18 protein-coding genes and 1 pseudogene are annotated in these 14,827 nt (G+C 61.2%); 3 read left to right on the top strand and 16 right to left on the bottom strand.

The annotated features are described in order from the left end of the window. Positions 1 to 71 precede the first annotated feature (71 nt). Positions 72 to 320: pseudogene (locus tag ACIQV9_RS06690) on the bottom strand (type II toxin-antitoxin system HicB family antitoxin); the annotation flags it as partial. A gap of 300 nt (positions 321 to 620) precedes the next feature. On the opposite strand from ACIQV9_RS06690, the gene ACIQV9_RS06685 reads away from it, so the two are divergent. Continuing rightward, complete coding sequence (locus ACIQV9_RS06685; RefSeq protein ID WP_403099516.1) at positions 621 to 1,340, top strand: SDR family oxidoreductase; 720 nt, start codon at positions 621 to 623, stop codon at positions 1,338 to 1,340. Positions 1,341 to 1,513: 173 nt separating this feature from the next. Here the strand turns inward: ACIQV9_RS06685 and ACIQV9_RS06680 are convergent, their stop codons facing one another. The 10 genes from ACIQV9_RS06680 to ccmA all read right to left on the bottom strand — a co-directional run bounded on the left by ACIQV9_RS06680 (position 1,514) and on the right by ccmA (position 8,882). Continuing rightward, positions 1,514 to 1,921 carry a hypothetical protein gene (locus ACIQV9_RS06680; protein WP_109628612.1) on the bottom strand — a complete coding sequence of 136 codons (408 nt, stop codon included), beginning with the start codon at positions 1,919 to 1,921 and terminating at the stop codon, positions 1,514 to 1,516. A 14-nt stretch (positions 1,922 to 1,935) separates the two neighbouring features. Further along, the gene (gene ccmI, locus ACIQV9_RS06675) at positions 1,936 to 3,138 is read right to left on the bottom strand and encodes a c-type cytochrome biogenesis protein CcmI (RefSeq protein ID WP_403099513.1); all 1,203 of its coding nucleotides are present in this window, start codon (positions 3,136 to 3,138) and stop codon (positions 1,936 to 1,938) included. Beyond that, on the bottom strand, positions 3,131 to 3,604 hold the full coding sequence (locus ACIQV9_RS06670) for a cytochrome c-type biogenesis protein (protein WP_403099511.1): 474 nt from the start codon (positions 3,602 to 3,604) through the stop codon (positions 3,131 to 3,133). The genes ccmI and ACIQV9_RS06670 overlap by 8 nt, the downstream gene beginning before the upstream one ends. Further along, positions 3,601 to 4,137, bottom strand: a complete 537-nt coding sequence (locus tag ACIQV9_RS06665) for a DsbE family thiol:disulfide interchange protein (RefSeq protein ID WP_403099509.1) — start codon at positions 4,135 to 4,137, stop codon at positions 3,601 to 3,603. Before ACIQV9_RS06665 ends, ACIQV9_RS06670 begins: the two co-directional genes overlap by 4 nt. Then, the gene (locus tag ACIQV9_RS06660; RefSeq protein WP_403099506.1) at positions 4,134 to 6,122 is read right to left on the bottom strand and encodes a heme lyase CcmF/NrfE family subunit; all 1,989 of its coding nucleotides are present in this window, start codon (positions 6,120 to 6,122) and stop codon (positions 4,134 to 4,136) included. Before ACIQV9_RS06660 ends, ACIQV9_RS06665 begins: the two co-directional genes overlap by 4 nt. 3 nt (positions 6,123 to 6,125) lie before the next feature. Further along, on the bottom strand, positions 6,126 to 6,581 hold the full coding sequence (gene ccmE, locus ACIQV9_RS06655) for a cytochrome c maturation protein CcmE (RefSeq protein WP_095127755.1): 456 nt from the start codon (positions 6,579 to 6,581) through the stop codon (positions 6,126 to 6,128). Next, on the bottom strand, positions 6,578 to 6,754 hold the full coding sequence (gene ccmD, locus ACIQV9_RS06650) for a heme exporter protein CcmD (RefSeq protein WP_008145547.1): 177 nt from the start codon (positions 6,752 to 6,754) through the stop codon (positions 6,578 to 6,580). Before ccmD ends, ccmE begins: the two co-directional genes overlap by 4 nt. Further along, positions 6,751 to 7,506 carry a heme ABC transporter permease gene (locus tag ACIQV9_RS06645; protein WP_109628608.1) on the bottom strand — a complete coding sequence of 252 codons (756 nt, stop codon included), beginning with the start codon at positions 7,504 to 7,506 and terminating at the stop codon, positions 6,751 to 6,753. Before ACIQV9_RS06645 ends, ccmD begins: the two co-directional genes overlap by 4 nt. 75 nt (positions 7,507 to 7,581) lie before the next feature. Further along, entirely contained in the window at positions 7,582 to 8,250 is a 669-nt protein-coding gene (gene ccmB, locus ACIQV9_RS06640) for a heme exporter protein CcmB (protein ID WP_090188533.1), read from the bottom strand. Further along, the gene (ccmA, locus tag ACIQV9_RS06635) at positions 8,247 to 8,882 is read right to left on the bottom strand and encodes a cytochrome c biogenesis heme-transporting ATPase CcmA (protein ID WP_403099502.1); all 636 of its coding nucleotides are present in this window, start codon (positions 8,880 to 8,882) and stop codon (positions 8,247 to 8,249) included. Before ccmA ends, ccmB begins: the two co-directional genes overlap by 4 nt. Positions 8,883 to 9,079: 197 nt before the next feature. On the opposite strand from ccmA, the gene ACIQV9_RS06630 reads away from it, so the two are divergent. Continuing rightward, complete coding sequence (locus ACIQV9_RS06630) at positions 9,080 to 10,654, top strand: flagellar hook-length control protein FliK (protein WP_403099500.1); 1,575 nt, start codon at positions 9,080 to 9,082, stop codon at positions 10,652 to 10,654. Next, entirely contained in the window at positions 10,651 to 10,980 is a 330-nt protein-coding gene (locus ACIQV9_RS06625) for an EscU/YscU/HrcU family type III secretion system export apparatus switch protein (protein ID WP_403099497.1), read from the top strand. Before ACIQV9_RS06630 ends, ACIQV9_RS06625 begins: the two co-directional genes overlap by 4 nt. Before the next feature lie 134 nt (positions 10,981 to 11,114). On the opposite strand, the gene ACIQV9_RS06620 is transcribed toward ACIQV9_RS06625, so the two are convergent. The 5 genes from ACIQV9_RS06620 to motD all read right to left on the bottom strand — a co-directional run bounded on the left by ACIQV9_RS06620 (position 11,115) and on the right by motD (position 14,822). Further along, positions 11,115 to 11,507, bottom strand: a complete 393-nt coding sequence (locus ACIQV9_RS06620) for a DUF2802 domain-containing protein (protein WP_403099495.1) — start codon at positions 11,505 to 11,507, stop codon at positions 11,115 to 11,117. Then, positions 11,508 to 11,993, bottom strand: coding sequence for a chemotaxis protein CheW (locus tag ACIQV9_RS06615; protein WP_010456928.1), 486 nt, complete (start codon positions 11,991 to 11,993; stop codon positions 11,508 to 11,510). An 89-nt stretch (positions 11,994 to 12,082) separates the two neighbouring features. Beyond that, on the bottom strand, positions 12,083 to 12,979 hold the full coding sequence (locus ACIQV9_RS06610; protein ID WP_403099491.1) for a CheW domain-containing protein: 897 nt from the start codon (positions 12,977 to 12,979) through the stop codon (positions 12,083 to 12,085). A gap of 120 nt (positions 12,980 to 13,099) precedes the next feature. Beyond that, entirely contained in the window at positions 13,100 to 13,888 is a 789-nt protein-coding gene (locus tag ACIQV9_RS06605) for a ParA family protein (RefSeq protein WP_109628602.1), read from the bottom strand. A gap of 43 nt (positions 13,889 to 13,931) precedes the next feature. Continuing rightward, positions 13,932 to 14,822 carry a flagellar motor protein MotD gene (gene motD, locus ACIQV9_RS06600; protein ID WP_403099489.1) on the bottom strand — a complete coding sequence of 297 codons (891 nt, stop codon included), beginning with the start codon at positions 14,820 to 14,822 and terminating at the stop codon, positions 13,932 to 13,934. Positions 14,823 to 14,827 lie beyond the last annotated feature (5 nt).

Below are 14,827 nucleotides of genomic sequence, written 5' to 3'. Positions count from 1 at the left end.
GCGGGTAAGCCACGCGCCCACAGGAATCTGGTTTGCTCGTGATTGATGTGCGACTGATGTTCCGCACATCAAATCTTCAACACTCCCCAGCCTCTGCCTGAAAACTCCGGATTGCCTCGATGCTCGCTCACCGATGTGGGCGCCGGAATATCCATCCCCAGTTCTTCCATTTGTTGCAGAAGTATCTGCGCGATTTCGACGGCTGCGTCGTATGCCTCCTCGAACGTATCCCCGGCAGTCACAGCACCCGGGATATCCGGTATTTGAATACCTGTCGCAGTCCTTTCATCTCCCCACTCAATAATGATTGGATAGTGCACAGCGGTTCCTCCAGCAAAATTCACCTTAATGGAACGCCACTGCACCATAGAAGCCAGGCAGGGTCTGTTCACGTTGTTTTTCAGGATGTGAATTCCTCATGCCCCAAGCATGAATCCTATAACTTCACCTGAGCGCCTTTCGTCCCTGCGGCCAGGATGGGTCTCACCTGATTCGGTACCGCCAAGGCCAACCCGAATTACACTCAGCGTCCAAAGCCTGAAGCGATGCTTGATGCGATTCGCGGCTGACCCGCTCAACGGCCGCCTGCCCCGGCGGCATGTGCTTTCAAGGAGTGTGCAATGACCCGACGTACCTTTCTCATTACCGGTGCCAGCAAAGGCATAGGCCGGGCTGTAGCCGAACATCTGGACCGTGCGGGGCATCGGGTGGTCGGGATTGCCCGGACGCCTGACCTGTCGTTCCCCGGCATTCTGTTTCCGCTGGATTTGAGTGACCGAGCGCTGACCCAGGAAGTGCTGGCGGATCTGTCCAGGACGTATGAGTTTGATGGGCTGGTAAATAACGTCGGCCTGGTTCGCCCGCAAGTGCTGGGCGAAATCGACCTCGATACGTTTGATGACGTGATGCGCGTCAACCTACATGCGGCGCTGCAGGCCACTCAGGCGCTGCTGCCGAACATGCGCGCCAAGGGCTGGGGTCGGGTGGTCAATATTTCCAGTCTGACCGTACTCGGCATCACCCAGCGCACGGCCTACGCGGCAGCCAAAGCAGCGCTGATCAGCTTCACGCGCTCCTGGGCGCTGGAACTGGCGCAAACTGGTGTGACCGTGAACGCCGTGGCGCCGGGGCCGACCGAAACCGAGCTGTTTCGCGCCAACAACCCGCCGGGCAGCGAAGGTGAAGCGCGGTATCTGGCGGGTGTGCCGATGGGGCGACTGGGGCAGCCACAAGAGATCGCGGCGGCCATTGCGTTTTTGTTGTCCGAGCAAAGCGGGTTTATCACCGGGCAGACCTTGTTTGTCGACGGCGGATCTTCAATAGGCAAAGCCGCGTTCTGACCAACAACACAAATCCTCTGTGGGAGCGAGTCTGCTCGCGAAAGCGATGTATCAGTCGACATCAATGTGAATGTCAGTCCGTCTTCGCAAACAGGCTCGCGCCCACAAGTTTCATGGTGGTCCTCCTTTTCCTGCGCCCACAAAAAAGGCGACCCCGAAAGTCGCCTTTTGCATTACTCCCCGAATTGCCGTCCCAGGCCACCCGGCACGCCATGGATATTGGTCTCTTCCCATGGCCCGTTCGGGCTGATCGACCGGCTCCAGCCGTTGTTCCAACGGTAATAGGTGCGCTGGCGGTAGAAGGTGTTGGGCTGGTCATCAAGCACGTAGACGCCAAGCTTGGCATCCCAATGGCTGTTGCCACCCGGTGGCGGCGCGAAGCTGGCGGAGGTGCGTGGCAGCGGCTTGGCGGGTTTGGCCGGGGTGGTCGGTTTGCTCGGCGCCGTCGAGGGCGCCGGTTTGGTGCTTGGCTGCGACGGCGGGATCGGTGGCGGGGTCGGCTGCTCCGGGGGCCGCTGGACCGCACAGGCGCTTAACCCCAGGACCAGACTGAGCAGGGTGATACGAGCGATGGCGGTCATGGCGGTGGTTCCTGTTATTTATCCGGGCTGTCGATGGTGAGTTTTTGCGTTGCGGTGGTGCTGCTGGCCAGGGGCTGGCTGCGACCGATCCATTCGCCGGCAGTCGGTTGGCCGGCGCGGGAGACACGCGCAACCAGTTGGACTTCAGGGAAGTTCGACAGTTTCAACTGCGGCATCATTGCGTCGGCATCGCCCAGTTCGACGGTGGCCGGCAGATCGGCCACGGTCAGACGCTTGGCGGCCAGCGGGGCCGGTGGACCTGAGGTGGCACGGGCGAAAATGAACACGCTGTCGCCGGGCTGGACCTTGGCTTTCAACTCGGGCGCCAGATCGACGGTGACCTTAAGCTTCGCTGCCGCTTTGGCCGCTGGCGCCTGGGCGACTTTGCCGCCGCTGGCTTCGAGTTTCTCGGTGGCCCGCGTGATCCCGCCTTGCAGTGCGGCACGGGAGCTATCCTCCGGTGGCAGTTGTGCCAACAGGCGATTCCAGTAGTCGATGGCGTCCTGATACCGCTGGCTTTCAAACGCCGCGATACCCAGCAAACCAAGGCTGGTGACTTCTTTCGGATCGGCTTTCAGCGCTTCGTCAGTCAGTGCCTGGATCTTGTCCGACCACTTTTTGCCATCGGCGAAGTACTGGGCCTGGGCCCATTGGCCGAGCAGCTCCGGCTGACGACCGGCCAGGTTCACCGTGCGCTCGAAGATCTTCGCCGCGTCGCCAGGACGGTCCTGAGCCATGTAGGTGCGACCGAGGAAGTACAAGCCCTCAGCCGAATCCGGCTGTGCCGCGACCGCGCGCTCCAGACGCTGGGTCATCTCCTCCATCGACTGCGGCGCCTGGGCGAATTCGCGGGTCAGTTCGACCTTGTCGCTGGCGCCGAAATGCAGGTACAAGCCCAGCCCCAGGACCGGCACCAGAATCGCCGCCAGCAAGGGCAACGGTTTGCCCAGGCGGGCCACGCGCGGTGCCTCGACGCCTTCGGTGTCGGCGAGCAACTCACGGGCCGCTTCGGCGCGACCGGTTTCCAGTTGCGCAGCGTTGAGCACGCCCTCTTCCTGCTCGGTTTGCAACTCAGCCACGCGCTCCTGATACAGCGCGACGTTCAGGGCAGTACGATCCTCTTCAAGCTGTGCGCGACGGCCACGCAAAACGGGGATCAGCAGAAAACTCAGGGCAACCAGAAGTAGCAGACCTGCAGCGAGCCAGAAATCAATCATTCTTGGTTTTATCCAACAGGTGGTCGAGGCGCTCGCGCTCCTCGGCAGAAAGCTCATCCTTGGTGTCCGTGCGTTGCACGCGACGACGGCGGACGATCACGGCGATGATCACAAAACCGCCCAGCAGCAGGCCGGCGGGGCCGAACCAGAGCAAGGCGGTCTTGGCATTCAGAGCGGGTTTGTAGCGGACGAAGTCACCGTAGCGATCAACCATGAAGTCGATGATCTGCTGGTTGTCCTTGCCTTCGCCCAACATGCGGAAAATCTCTTTGCGCAGGTCGGCGGCGATCGGTGCGTTGGAATCGGCGATGTCCTGATTCTGACATTTGGGGCAACGCAGCTCTTTGGTCAGCTCGCGGAAACGCTCGCGATCGCCTTCTTTGGCGAATTCGTAGGTGTCGATGGCCGCGTGCGCGAAGCCGGCCATGCTCAAACCCAGTACAACAGCGGCTATCCAGCGTTTCATGGCTTGGCCTCGTCGACCAACGCCTGATACCTGGCCGCCAGTTTTTCGCGCCAGACCTGTTCGTCGATCACGCCGACGAACTTGTCGCGGATGATGCCTTTGGCGTCGATGAAGAAGGTTTCCGGCGCGCCATACACGCCGAGGTTCAGGCCCAGCGAGCCCTCCGCGTCACTGATCCCCAGCTGGTAAGGGTTGTGGAATTCCACCAGCCACTTCTTCGCGTCGGCGTTGACGTCCTTGTAGTTGATGCCATAAATCGTCACGCCCTGCTGGGCCAGTTTGTTCAGTACCGGATGCTCGACCTTGCAGGCGATGCACCAGGTGGCCCAGACGTTGACCAGCGCCGGTTTACCGAGAATGTCGGCCTTGGTCAGGGTCTTGTCGCCCTCCACGGTCGGCAGGGAAAACGCCGGGAACGGTTTGCCGATCATCGCCGAAGGCAACTCGGCCGGGTCCAGGTACAACCCGCGATACAGGAAAACAGCCACCACCAGAAAAATCGCCAGTGGCAACAGCATTAACCAACGTCTCATGCAGTGGCTCCCGTCATGCCCAGTGCTTCACGCACGCGGCTTTTCACCTTGACCCGATAACGGCGATCCAGCGCCGCCAGCAACCCGCCGAAACCTGTGAGCAGGCCGCCGAACCAGATCCAGCGCACGAACGGTTTGACGTGCACGCGCACGGCCCAGGCGCCATCGCCCAGCGGTTCGCCGAGTGCGACGTAGATGTCACGGGTGAAACCGGCGTCGATCCCGGCTTCGGTCATCACCGAGTTCTGCACGGTGTACAGGCGTTTTTCCGGGTGCAATACGCTGACTTCCTTGCCATCGCGGATCACTCGCACGGTGCCCTTGTCGGAGGTGAAGTTCGGGCCTTCGTAGTGCTTGGCGCCTTCGAACACGAAGTGATAACCGGCCAGGTCCATGGACTCGCCCGGCGCCAGGCGCAAATCGCGCTCGGCACTGTTCTGGCTCGACAGCACCACACCGAGGGCACACACGGCGATGCCCAGGTGCGCGATCTGCATGCCCCAGTAGCTGCGGGTCAGGGTCGGCAGACCTTTGATCAGACCTTTGTGGCGGGTCTTGTCGAGGATGTCGCGCACGCCGGCCAGCAACACCCACGCGGCGAGCATGAACGTGGCGATCACCGCCCAGTTGAAATCGCCGTAAGCGACGCCAGCCACCACGGCCAACGCAGCACTGCCCAGCAACACCGGCGTGAGCATGCTCATCAGCCATTTGACCGGGGTGTCTTTCCAGCGCACCAGCATGCCAACGGCCATCACCATCATCAGCAACGCCATCAACGGAATGAACAGCGCATTGAAGTACGGCGGGCCGACCGACAGCTTGGCGCCGGTCATCGCATCGAGAATCAGCGGGTACAAGGTGCCGAGCAGGATCATCGACGCCGCCACCACCAGCACCAGGTTGTTGCCCAGCAGCAGGGTTTCCCGGGACCACAGGTTGAAGCCGACGTGGCTCTTCACCACCGGCGCGCGCAGGGCGAACAGCGTCAGCGAACCGCCGACCACGAACAGCAGGAAAATCAGAATGAACACGCCGCGCTCAGGATCGGACGCGAAGGCGTGAACCGAGGTCAGTACACCGGAACGCACGAGGAACGTGCCGAGCAAGCTCAACGAGAACGCGGCAATGGCCAGCAACACGGTCCAGCTCTTGAACACGCCACGTTTTTCCGTGACCGCCAACGAGTGAATCAGCGCCGTACCCACCAGCCATGGCATGAACGAGGCGTTTTCCACCGGGTCCCAGAACCACCAGCCGCCCCAGCCGAGTTCGTAGTAGGCCCACCACGAACCGAGCGTGATGCCGATCCCGAGGAAAGCCCAGGCGACGATGGTCCATGGACGCGACCAGCGCGCCCACGCCGCATCAAGACGACCGCCCAGCAACGCGGCGATGGCGAAAGCGAAGGCCACGGAGAAACCGACATACCCCATGTACAGCATCGGCGGGTGAACGATCAGGCCGATGTCTTGCAGCAAGGGATTGAGGTCGCGACCGTCCGCCGGAATCTGCGGCAGGATCCGTGCAAACGGGTTCGAGGTGAGGATCAGGAACAGCAGGAAACCGATGCTGATCATGCCCATCACCGCCAGCACGCGGGCCAGCATCACTTGCGGCAACTGCCGGGAGAACACCGACACTGCAAAGGTCCAGCCGCCGAGGATCAAGGCCCACAGCAGCAACGAGCCTTCGTGAGCGCCCCACACCGCGCTGAACTTGTAGTACCACGGCAAGGCGCTGTTGGAGTTGCTCGCCACGTAGGCGACGGAGAAGTCGTCGGCCATGAACGCGTAGGTCAAGCAGCCGAAGGCGAACAGCAAGAAGGCGAACTGGCCCCAGGCGGCCGGCTGCGCGAGGCTCATCCACAAGCGGTCACCGCGCCAGGCGCCGAGCAATGGCACGATGGCCTGGACCAGCGCGAAACACAGCGCCAGAATCATGGCCAGGTGGCCGAGTTCAGGAATAAACAGTCCGGATGTCATCGATCAACCCTCCTTCGCGGGCGTTGGAGCAGATTGACCGCTGTCTTTCAAAGCCTTGGTCACTTCCGGCGGCATGTACTTCTCATCGTGCTTGGCCAGCACTTCGTCGGCCACCACCACGCCGTCGGCGTTCAGTTTGCCCAGGGCGACGATGCCCTGCCCTTCGCGGAACAGGTCCGGGAGGATGCCGCGATAGCTGATGGTCACGGATTTTTTGAAGTCGGTGACGATGAATTTCACGTCCAGCGAATCGCCGGAACGTTGCAGCGAGCCCTTCTCGACCATGCCACCGGCGCGGATGCGCGTGTCTTGCGGGGCTTCGCCGTTGGCGATCTGGGTCGGGGTGTAAAACAGATTGATGTTCTGCTGCAGGGCGCTCAGGGCCAGGCCGACGGCAGCGCCGACACCCACCAGGATCGCGAGAATGATGATAAGACGCTTTTTGCGCAGCGGATTCACTTGCCGTTCTCCCGGCGCAAACGACGCGCCTCTTGTTGCAGATACCGCTTGCGGGCCAGGATCGGCGCCGCCACGTTGAGGGCCAGCACCGCCAGGCAGATGCCATAGGCTGACCAGACATACAGGGCGTGATGGCCCATGGCGAGGAAGTCGCCGAATGAAGCAAAACTCATCGAACGGCCTCCAGACTGTTCTGCACTTCAGCTTTCACCCAACTGGCCCGGGCTTCGCGCTTGAGCACTTCAAGGCGCATGCGCAGCAACAGCACCGCGCCGAAGAAACAGTAGAAACCCAGCACCGTCAGCAGCAGTGGCAGCCACATCTCGGCGGGCATCGCCGGTTTTTCGGTGAGGGTGAACGTCGCGCCCTGGTGCAGGGTGTTCCACCACTCCACCGAGTATTTGATGATCGGGATGTTGATCACGCCGACAATCGCCAGGACCGCGCAGGCCTTGGCCGCGCTGTCACGATTGCTGATCGCGTTGCCCAGTGCAATGAGACCGAAGTACAGAAACAGCAGAATAAGCATGGACGTAAGTCGCGCATCCCAGACCCACCAAGAGCCCCAGGTCGGTTTGCCCCAGATCGCGCCGGTGACCAGCGCCACCGCAGTCATCCACGCACCGATGGGTGCAGCGCATTGCAGGGCGACGTCGGCCAGTTTCATTTTCCAGACCAGCCCGACGATGCCGCACACGGCGAGCATGACGTAGACGGACTGCGCCAGCATGGCGGCCGGAACGTGGATATAGATGATGCGAAAGCTGTTGCCTTGCTGGTAGTCAGGCGGCGCGAAGGCCAGGCCCCAAACGACACCGATGCCGATCAGCAATAACGCGGCGATGCTCAGCCACGGCAGCAATTTTCCACTGATGCCGTAAAACCATTTGGGCGAGCCGAGCTTATGAAACCAGGTCCAGTTCATTACTGTTTCCATCACGGTTGCTCTTCGCTGTGAAGAGCCAAGGGTCTTTACTGATCAAATTTTGACCAGACCTCATTATTCGCCGACGCTAATCTTCAGGCCAGCAGCTATTGCAAACGGTGTCAGGGTTATCGCCAGGGCGGTCAGGCTACCAAGCCACAAGAGATAACCGGTCGCCGGCATGCCCTGCAAAGCCGCCTGCAAGGCGCCACTGCCGAGAATCAACACCGGGATGTACAGCGGCAGAATCAGCAGCGCCAGCAACAGGCCGCCGCGTTTCAATCCTACCGTCAGGGCTGCGCCCACCGCACCGAGCAGGCTCAGCACCGGTGTACCCAGCAATAAAGAAAGCAGCAACACCGGCAGACAGGCGGTTGGCAAACCGAGCATCAACGCCAGCAGCGGAGCGAGCAAAACCAGTGCCAGGCCAGAGAAGGCCCAGTGTGCCAGTACCTTGGCCAAAACCAGAAGAGGCAGGGGGTGCGACGAAAGGACCCACTGTTCAAGCGATCCATCTTCGAAATCACTGCGGAAGAGCCCGTCCAGCGAGAGCAGGACCGATAAAAGGGCCGCGACCCAGACCAGTCCCGGAGACAAGGTTTGCAACAATTGAGACTCGGGACCGACCGCCAAAGGGAACAGCGAAACGACGATCGCGAAAAAAACCAGCGGATTGGCCAGTTCAGCCGGACGGCGGAACAGCAGACGGGCCTCGCGGGCGACCAACAGGCCGAAAACACTCATACGGCCCACTTCCCCAGATCGATATCGCGATAGCTGGCCGGCATCCGGCTCAGCGTGTGGTGCGTGGTCAGCACCACCATGCCGCCGCGCTCACAGTGGGCGGCCAGGTGTTCTTCGAGTTGCGCCACGCCTTGTTTGTCGAGTGCGGTGAACGGCTCGTCGAGGATCCATAGCGGCGGGCTGTCCAGATACAGTCGCGCCAACGCCACGCGGCGCTTTTGTCCGGCGGACAACGTGTGACAGGGAACATCCTCGAAACCGCGCAGTCCGACATCAGCCAGCGCTTGCCAGATCGCCTCGTGGGAGGCCGGTTGATGCAGGGCGCAGAGCCAGACCAGGTTCTCCTCCGGCGTCAGCAAGTCCTTGATCCCGGCGGCATGCCCGATCCACAGCAGGTTGCGCGCCAGTTCAAGGCGCTGATCGTTCAGCGGCTGGCCGTTGAGCAGCACTTGACCAGCGGTCGGCTGCATCAGGCCGGACAGCAGCCGTAAAAGGCTGGTCTTGCCACTGCCGTTGGGGCCGCTGATTTGCACCATTTCGCCACTGGCCAGTCTCAATTCGAGATTTTCGAAGAGCAGCCGAAGGTCTCGCTCACAAGCGAGGGCAACGGTTTGCAGGACAGGACTGGTCAAGAGATCACGGGCCTTTTGCGGTTCAAGTCGGCGGCGGAGCGGCCGCTAAAGAGATGCAGCATAGATGCATTGGCGGCTTGTTCTAGAGAGCTGCGTCAAACAAATGCAATGTTTTCGCCACTCCCCGAAAGACGGGCGGCATTATACATGCCATGCCCTACTCTAAAGAGTGCATTTTCCTCAGGTTGTGACCGCGTATGACAGGCGAAATGAACATCCTCCCGCTACCGCAGACCACGCCCGCGACTTCGCGGCCGCTGGTGCTGAGTGGCGACCTGCTCAAGCTGCTGACGCCGATGGAGGGCCTGATCACACCCGGTCAGACCGCCAAGGCCGAAGTGCTGTCGCTCAAGCAGGCGGATCAGACCTTTCAACTGTTGCTCAAAGTCACCCTCGACAGCGGTCGCCAGACCACGGTCCAGGCCACCAGCACCCAGCCGCTGCCCCAAGGCACCAGCCTGGCGATCACCCAGCCATCAGCGAGCAATCTGGCGATCACGGTGCAGCAGGCCATCGCTTCCAGCGTCGCCACCCTCACCCGCATCGACACGGCGCAATTGCCGGTCGGGACGTTGTTGCAGGGTAAAGTGCTGACCTCGCAAGTGTTGCCGCAGGTGCCAGGCCAGCCGACGGTGTTTCGTTCGATGGTGAGCCTGCTCAACACCGCGTTGAGCGGCAGCACGCTGAGCATCGACAGCCCGACGCCACTGCGCATCGGCACGTTGTTGAGCGCCTTGGTGCAGGACACGCAAACCTTGAAATTCGTGCCGCTGAGCAATCGTCAGGAGCAGTTGGCGGTTACCCAGCAATTGGTCAGTCAGCAGAGCCGCCAAGGCTCGCTGGATGGTTTGATAAAGGTTTTGCAAAACCTGCCACCGTCGGATCAGACCTCCAGCGACCTGCGGGTGGCCGTGGAAAAACTGCTGGCCGGTTTGCCGGACGTTCAACAACTGAGTACGCCAAAGGGTTTGGCTCAAGCGCTGGCCAATAGCGGTGTGTTCCTCGAAGCGAAACTGCTCATGGGGCAGAACCCGACACTGGCGCCGGACATGAAAGGCGACCTGCTCAAGTTGATCGCGCAACTGACGCCGGGATTGCCAGCCAACACCAATCTCAACGCGATTATTGCGGCCAACACGCTGGTCCAATCCATGCCGAGTTTCGTGCGCAGCGCCCTCGGCATGCTCGGCCAGGTCAGCGCCAAACCGTTGCCGACCAGTTTCCCGCTGCCCGAACGGCTGCTGCAAAGCCAGGACGGTGAAAACGATCTGGAGCAGTTGCTGCGCCTGGCGGCGGCGGCCGTTTCGCGCCTGCAAAGCCATCAATTGTCGAGTCTTGAGCAAACCGGCGTCACTGACGATGGACGACTGCTCAGCACCTGGCAGCTGGAAATCCCGATGCGCAATTTGCAGGACATCGTACCGTTGCAGGTCAAATTCCAGCGCGAAGAAGCGCCCGAGAAAGAACAACCCCATGAACGCCGGGACGAACGCGAACCGAAACAACAACTGTGGCGCGTGGACCTGGCGTTCGACATGGAGCAACTGGGCCCGTTGCAGGTTCAGGCGCAGCTTATCAAGGGCAGCCTGTCCAGCCAGCTGTGGGCCGAACGCCCGTACACCGCCAGCCTGATCGAAAGCAATCTGGCCGCACTGCGCCAGCGCTTGCTGGATTCCGGGCTGAACGTCGGCGATCTGGATTGCCACCTCGGCACGCCGCCGCAAGGCCCGCAAACCCGCCTCGAACAACGCTGGGTCGACGAAACCGCATGAGAAACCCCAACACCCCACGCCAGGCCATCGCCCTCAAATACGACGGCACCCACGCCCCGACCCTCACGGCCAAAGGCGACGAAGCACTGGCCGAAGCCATCCTGAAGCTTGCCCGTGATTATGAAGTGCCGATCTATGAAAACGCCGAGCTGGTGAAGCTGCTGGCGCGGATGGAACTGGGGGAAAGTATTCCGGAAGAGTTGTATCGGACGATTGCCGAGATTATTGCGTTTGCGTGGAACCTGAAGGGCAAGTTTCCGGCGGGGCATGATCCGGAGGCGGGGATGGTGGAGAAGGACGTTACCGATCGCGGGGACGACTATTGATCTGTGTTGATTGATCGTGATTGATCGTTCCCACGCTCTGCGTGGGAATGCAGCCCGTGACGCTCCGCATCACATTCAACAGCGGAACGCGGAGCGTCCCAAGAGGCATTCCCACGCAGAGCGTGGGAACGATCTCAGCTCCGGTGAAGCTTGCGCATCAATTCCGCCTCAGCCTGGGTCAACCCGCAAGACTGGGTCAGTTCATCAACGGTAGCCCCCATCCCGACCAATCGTGCCGCCTGGGCAAACGACAGGCTCGACGGATCGCGCTGTTCCAGCTGAGCCAGTTTGTCCGGCAAGGGGCCGACGACGGCGCGCAGTTCGTGCAGGTCTTCACCCATGCGCACGTTGCCGCTCTGGTAGTCGTCGACGCGCTTGGCCAGGTCTTTGATGCGCTGATCGCACAACGCATCGCCCTGGGCCTGTTGCGCGGCGATTTGCCGTTGAGCGCGAATGTACGCCAGGAACATTGCCAGCGTGCCTGCCCAGAAGAGGAACAGGACAATGACCGCTACCTCAAGAATCAATCAGATGTTCTCCAGGTCCGACCATTCTTCTTCGCTCATCATCTTGTCCAGTTCGACCAGGATCAGCAGTTCGTTGTTCTTGTTGCACACGCCTTGAATGAACTTGGCGGACTCTTCGTTACCGACGTTCGGCGCGGTCTCGATTTCCGACTGACGCAGGTAAACCACTTCGGCCACGCTGTCGACCATGATCCCGACCACTTGTTTGTCGGCTTCGATGATGACGATACGGGTGTTGTCGCTGATCTCGGCATTCATCAGGCCGAAGCGCTGACGGGTGTCGATCACGGTGACCACGTTACCGCGCAGGTTGATGATGCCCAGCACGTAGCTCGGGGCACCCGGGACCGGGGCGATTTCGGTGTAACGCAGGACTTCCTGAACGCGCATCACGTTGATGCCGTAGGTTTCATTGTCCAGCTTGAAGGTTACCCATTGCAGGATCGGATCTTCGGAACCTTTTGCATTCGTCGCTTGACTACTCATACCCTGACCCCTCGAAAAACCGCTTCTGGCGGTGTGTGTTCTGTGTGGCGGCATTCAACAATGCCGTCGCATGATTGTTATGTCGGCAGCTATGTCGGTTTGTGTAGCGGCTTGCTGCCGCCCATGTGCTTTGCCCCGCCGCTGGCGATCAACTCGGCCAGGGCGGAAACGTCCAGCAGCGCACACATGTGCTCAATCACCGTGCCGGCGAGCCATGGCCGCTGACCTCGGTGACTTCTCCATTTGATTTCGTTCGGGTCCAGGCGCAACGAGCGGCTGACCTGATGCACCGCCAGCCCCCACTCGTAGCCCTGGACCGAAATAACGTATTGCAGGCCCTGACGGAAATCGTCGCGATAGCGGTCGGGCATGACCCAGCGCGCGGTGTCCAGGACTTTCAGGTTACCGGCCTGACTCGGCAGGATTCCGAGGAACCATTCCGGCTGGCCAAACAGCGGCGTCAGCTCGTGACCGGCCAGGGAGTAAATCGAGCCCAGGCACACCAGCGGCACCGCCAGGGTCAACCCGGCGACATCGAACAGCAGGCATTCGAACGGCTCGGCGGCCCACGCCGGACGACCGTCGGTTTCGACCGGTGGCGGCGTGTTGCTCGGCGGCAGATGGACTTCGACCAGCGGCGGTACGAGGGCTTGCAGCAATGGTGCAATGGTCGAGACCGGCGCCAGAATCGGTGCCGGCGCTTCTTCGATCACCACCGGGGATTTTGCGACCGGAGCAACCACTGGCGCGACGACAGGCGCGGCGGCCACAACGGACTTCTGCGCATCACGCGCCTGCTCTTCAAGCACTGCTGCCTGGAACTCGTCCAGTGCCGCTTCGACCTCGATCGTTTCAACGACCTCAATGACTTCAGCCACCGCTTCGGCTTCCAGCGGCAACTCTTCAGTCGCCTCCATCAGCAAGTTGTCCAGATAAGACTGGAGCGCCAGTTGCGGACGCGAGGTGATTTTCACCGGCCGACTCATGAAAGACGCGCCCCTGTAGGAGCGAGGCTTGCCCGCGAAGAACGATAATGCGATTTAACGGTTAAGACCGCGGTGCTGCCTTCGCGGGCAAGCCTCGCTCCTACAAGGGCTAGGTTCATCTCAGGCCACCTGCGGGACAAGTTGTGCCGCGAGCAAATGCTTGAGCAGTGCGCGATACGCCAGAACGCCGCGGCTCTTGCCGTCGAATTGCGAAGGCGTCAGCCCGGCCCGGCTCGCATCCCGCAGGCGCGTGTCGATCGGGATGTAGCCTTGCCAGATTTCTTCCGGGTATTTGTCGCGCAGCACGCGAAGGGTCCCGAGGGATGCCTGGGTACGGCGGTCGAACAGGGTCGGAATGATGGTGAACGGCAACGCCACTTTGCGTGAGCGGTTGATCATCGCCAGCGTATTGACCATGCGCTCCAGGCCTTTGACGGCCAAGTGCTCGGTCTGCACCGGAATCACCAACTGCTGGCTCGCCGCCAAGGCATTGACCATCAGTACGCCGAGCAACGGCGGGCTGTCGATCACGGCGTAATCGAAGTCCTGCCACAGTTGCGCCAGGCTCTTGGCAATCACCAGGCCCAAACCACTCTGGCCCGGCGACTGACGTTCAAGCGTGGCCAGAGCGGTGCTCGACGGCAACAGCGAAATGCGTTCGTCACTGGTGGGCAGCAGCAACTGACCGGGCAAGCCTTGCGGCACGCTGCCCTTGTGCAGGAACAGGTCGTAGCTGCTGTGTTCCAGGCTGTCGGGGTCGTAGCCGAAGTAGCTGGTCATGGAGCCGTGGGGGTCGAGATCGACCACGACCACGCGCTTGCCCGCCTCGGCCAGCAAACCGGCTAAAGCGATAGAGGAAGTGGTTTTACCAACACCACCCTTTTGATTGGCAACGGCCCAGACTCTCATTCGAAATGTTCCTCCCGGTCGATACACTCGACCGAGAAATAGCTCAACGTGTTGATGCAGGCGACGGAGAATTGACGGCGCTCTCTCGTCCCGGCGACTTGACCGGGGTCGGTGCAGTTTGTGTGCCAGCACGCTTCAACGCGGCATCCGGTTGCGCATGGGCGGTCCCGGTGCTGGTGAGGCTGCGGCGTACATCGAGATTGCGTGACACGACCAGCACGACACGACGGTTGCGCGCCCGACCCTCGGCGGTGGCGTTATTGGCTACCGGCTGGAATTCGCCGTAACCCACCGACGCCAGGCGCCCAGGGTTCACGCCCTGCATCGCCAGCATACGCACGATGCTCGCCGAACGGGCCGAGGACAGCTCCCAGTTGGTCGGGTATTGCGCGGTGCGGATCGGTTGATCGTCGGTGAAGCCTTCGACGTGAATCGGGTTGTCGAACGGCTTCAGAATGCCGGCAACCTTGTCGATGATGCTGAACGCCATGTCGCTGGGCATGGCGTCGCCGCTGCCGAACAACAGGCTGGAGTTGAGTTCGATTTCGACCCACAACTCATTGCCGCGCACGGTCATCTGGTTGGACTTGATCAAGTCGCCGAACGCCGCGCTGATGTCATCGGCGATGCTTTTCAGCGGATCGCTGGCACCGGCCACACCGGCATCGACCTGCTCGCTGTCCTTGACCAGGGGCTTGGCCGGGGTCACGGTCTTCGGCCGCTCTTCACCGATCGGAATCGGCTTGAGGGCGCGGTCGCTGTCGGTAAAGACCCCGATCAGCGCCTCGGAAATGATTTTGTACTTACCCTCGTTGATCGAAGAGATCGAGTACATGACCACGAAGAATGCGAACAGCAACGTGATGAAGTCGGCGTAGGAAACGAGCCAGCGTTCATGGTTTACATGTTCTTCAGGTTGCCTGCGACGTGCCATGGTCC

The organism is Pseudomonas sp. NPDC099000 (genome assembly GCF_044759925.1).
Classification (GTDB): Bacteria; Pseudomonadota; Gammaproteobacteria; order Pseudomonadales; family Pseudomonadaceae; genus Aquipseudomonas.
This window is presented reverse-complemented; position numbering and strand designations above follow the sequence as displayed.

What these genes read in the sequence shown, in the direction of transcription:
- ACIQV9_RS06685 (WP_403099516.1), top strand. Translation starts at nt 621, where the DNA reads ATGACCCGACGTACCTTTCTCATTACCGGTGCCAGCAAAGGCATAGGC.
- ACIQV9_RS06680 (WP_109628612.1), bottom strand. Translation starts at nt 1,921, where the DNA reads ATGACCGCCATCGCTCGTATCACCCTGCTCAGTCTGGTCCTGGGGTTA.
- ccmI (WP_403099513.1), bottom strand. Translation starts at nt 3,138, where the DNA reads ATGATTGATTTCTGGCTCGCTGCAGGTCTGCTACTTCTGGTTGCCCTG.
- ACIQV9_RS06670 (WP_403099511.1), bottom strand. Translation starts at nt 3,604, where the DNA reads ATGAAACGCTGGATAGCCGCTGTTGTACTGGGTTTGAGCATGGCCGGC.
- ACIQV9_RS06665 (WP_403099509.1), bottom strand. Translation starts at nt 4,137, where the DNA reads ATGAGACGTTGGTTAATGCTGTTGCCACTGGCGATTTTTCTGGTGGTG.
- ACIQV9_RS06660 (WP_403099506.1), bottom strand. Translation starts at nt 6,122, where the DNA reads ATGACATCCGGACTGTTTATTCCTGAACTCGGCCACCTGGCCATGATT.
- ccmD (WP_008145547.1), bottom strand. Translation starts at nt 6,754, where the DNA reads ATGAGTTTTGCTTCATTCGGCGACTTCCTCGCCATGGGCCATCACGCC.
- ACIQV9_RS06645 (WP_109628608.1), bottom strand. Translation starts at nt 7,506, where the DNA reads ATGAACTGGACCTGGTTTCATAAGCTCGGCTCGCCCAAATGGTTTTAC.
- ccmB (WP_090188533.1), bottom strand. Translation starts at nt 8,250, where the DNA reads ATGAGTGTTTTCGGCCTGTTGGTCGCCCGCGAGGCCCGTCTGCTGTTC.
- ACIQV9_RS06630 (WP_403099500.1), top strand. Translation starts at nt 9,080, where the DNA reads ATGACAGGCGAAATGAACATCCTCCCGCTACCGCAGACCACGCCCGCG.
- ACIQV9_RS06625 (WP_403099497.1), top strand. Translation starts at nt 10,651, where the DNA reads ATGAGAAACCCCAACACCCCACGCCAGGCCATCGCCCTCAAATACGAC.
- ACIQV9_RS06615 (WP_010456928.1), bottom strand. Translation starts at nt 11,993, where the DNA reads ATGAGTAGTCAAGCGACGAATGCAAAAGGTTCCGAAGATCCGATCCTG.
- ACIQV9_RS06610 (WP_403099491.1), bottom strand. Translation starts at nt 12,979, where the DNA reads ATGAGTCGGCCGGTGAAAATCACCTCGCGTCCGCAACTGGCGCTCCAG.
- ACIQV9_RS06605 (WP_109628602.1), bottom strand. Translation starts at nt 13,888, where the DNA reads ATGAGAGTCTGGGCCGTTGCCAATCAAAAGGGTGGTGTTGGTAAAACC.
- motD (WP_403099489.1), bottom strand. Translation starts at nt 14,822, where the DNA reads ATGGCACGTCGCAGGCAACCTGAAGAACATGTAAACCATGAACGCTGG.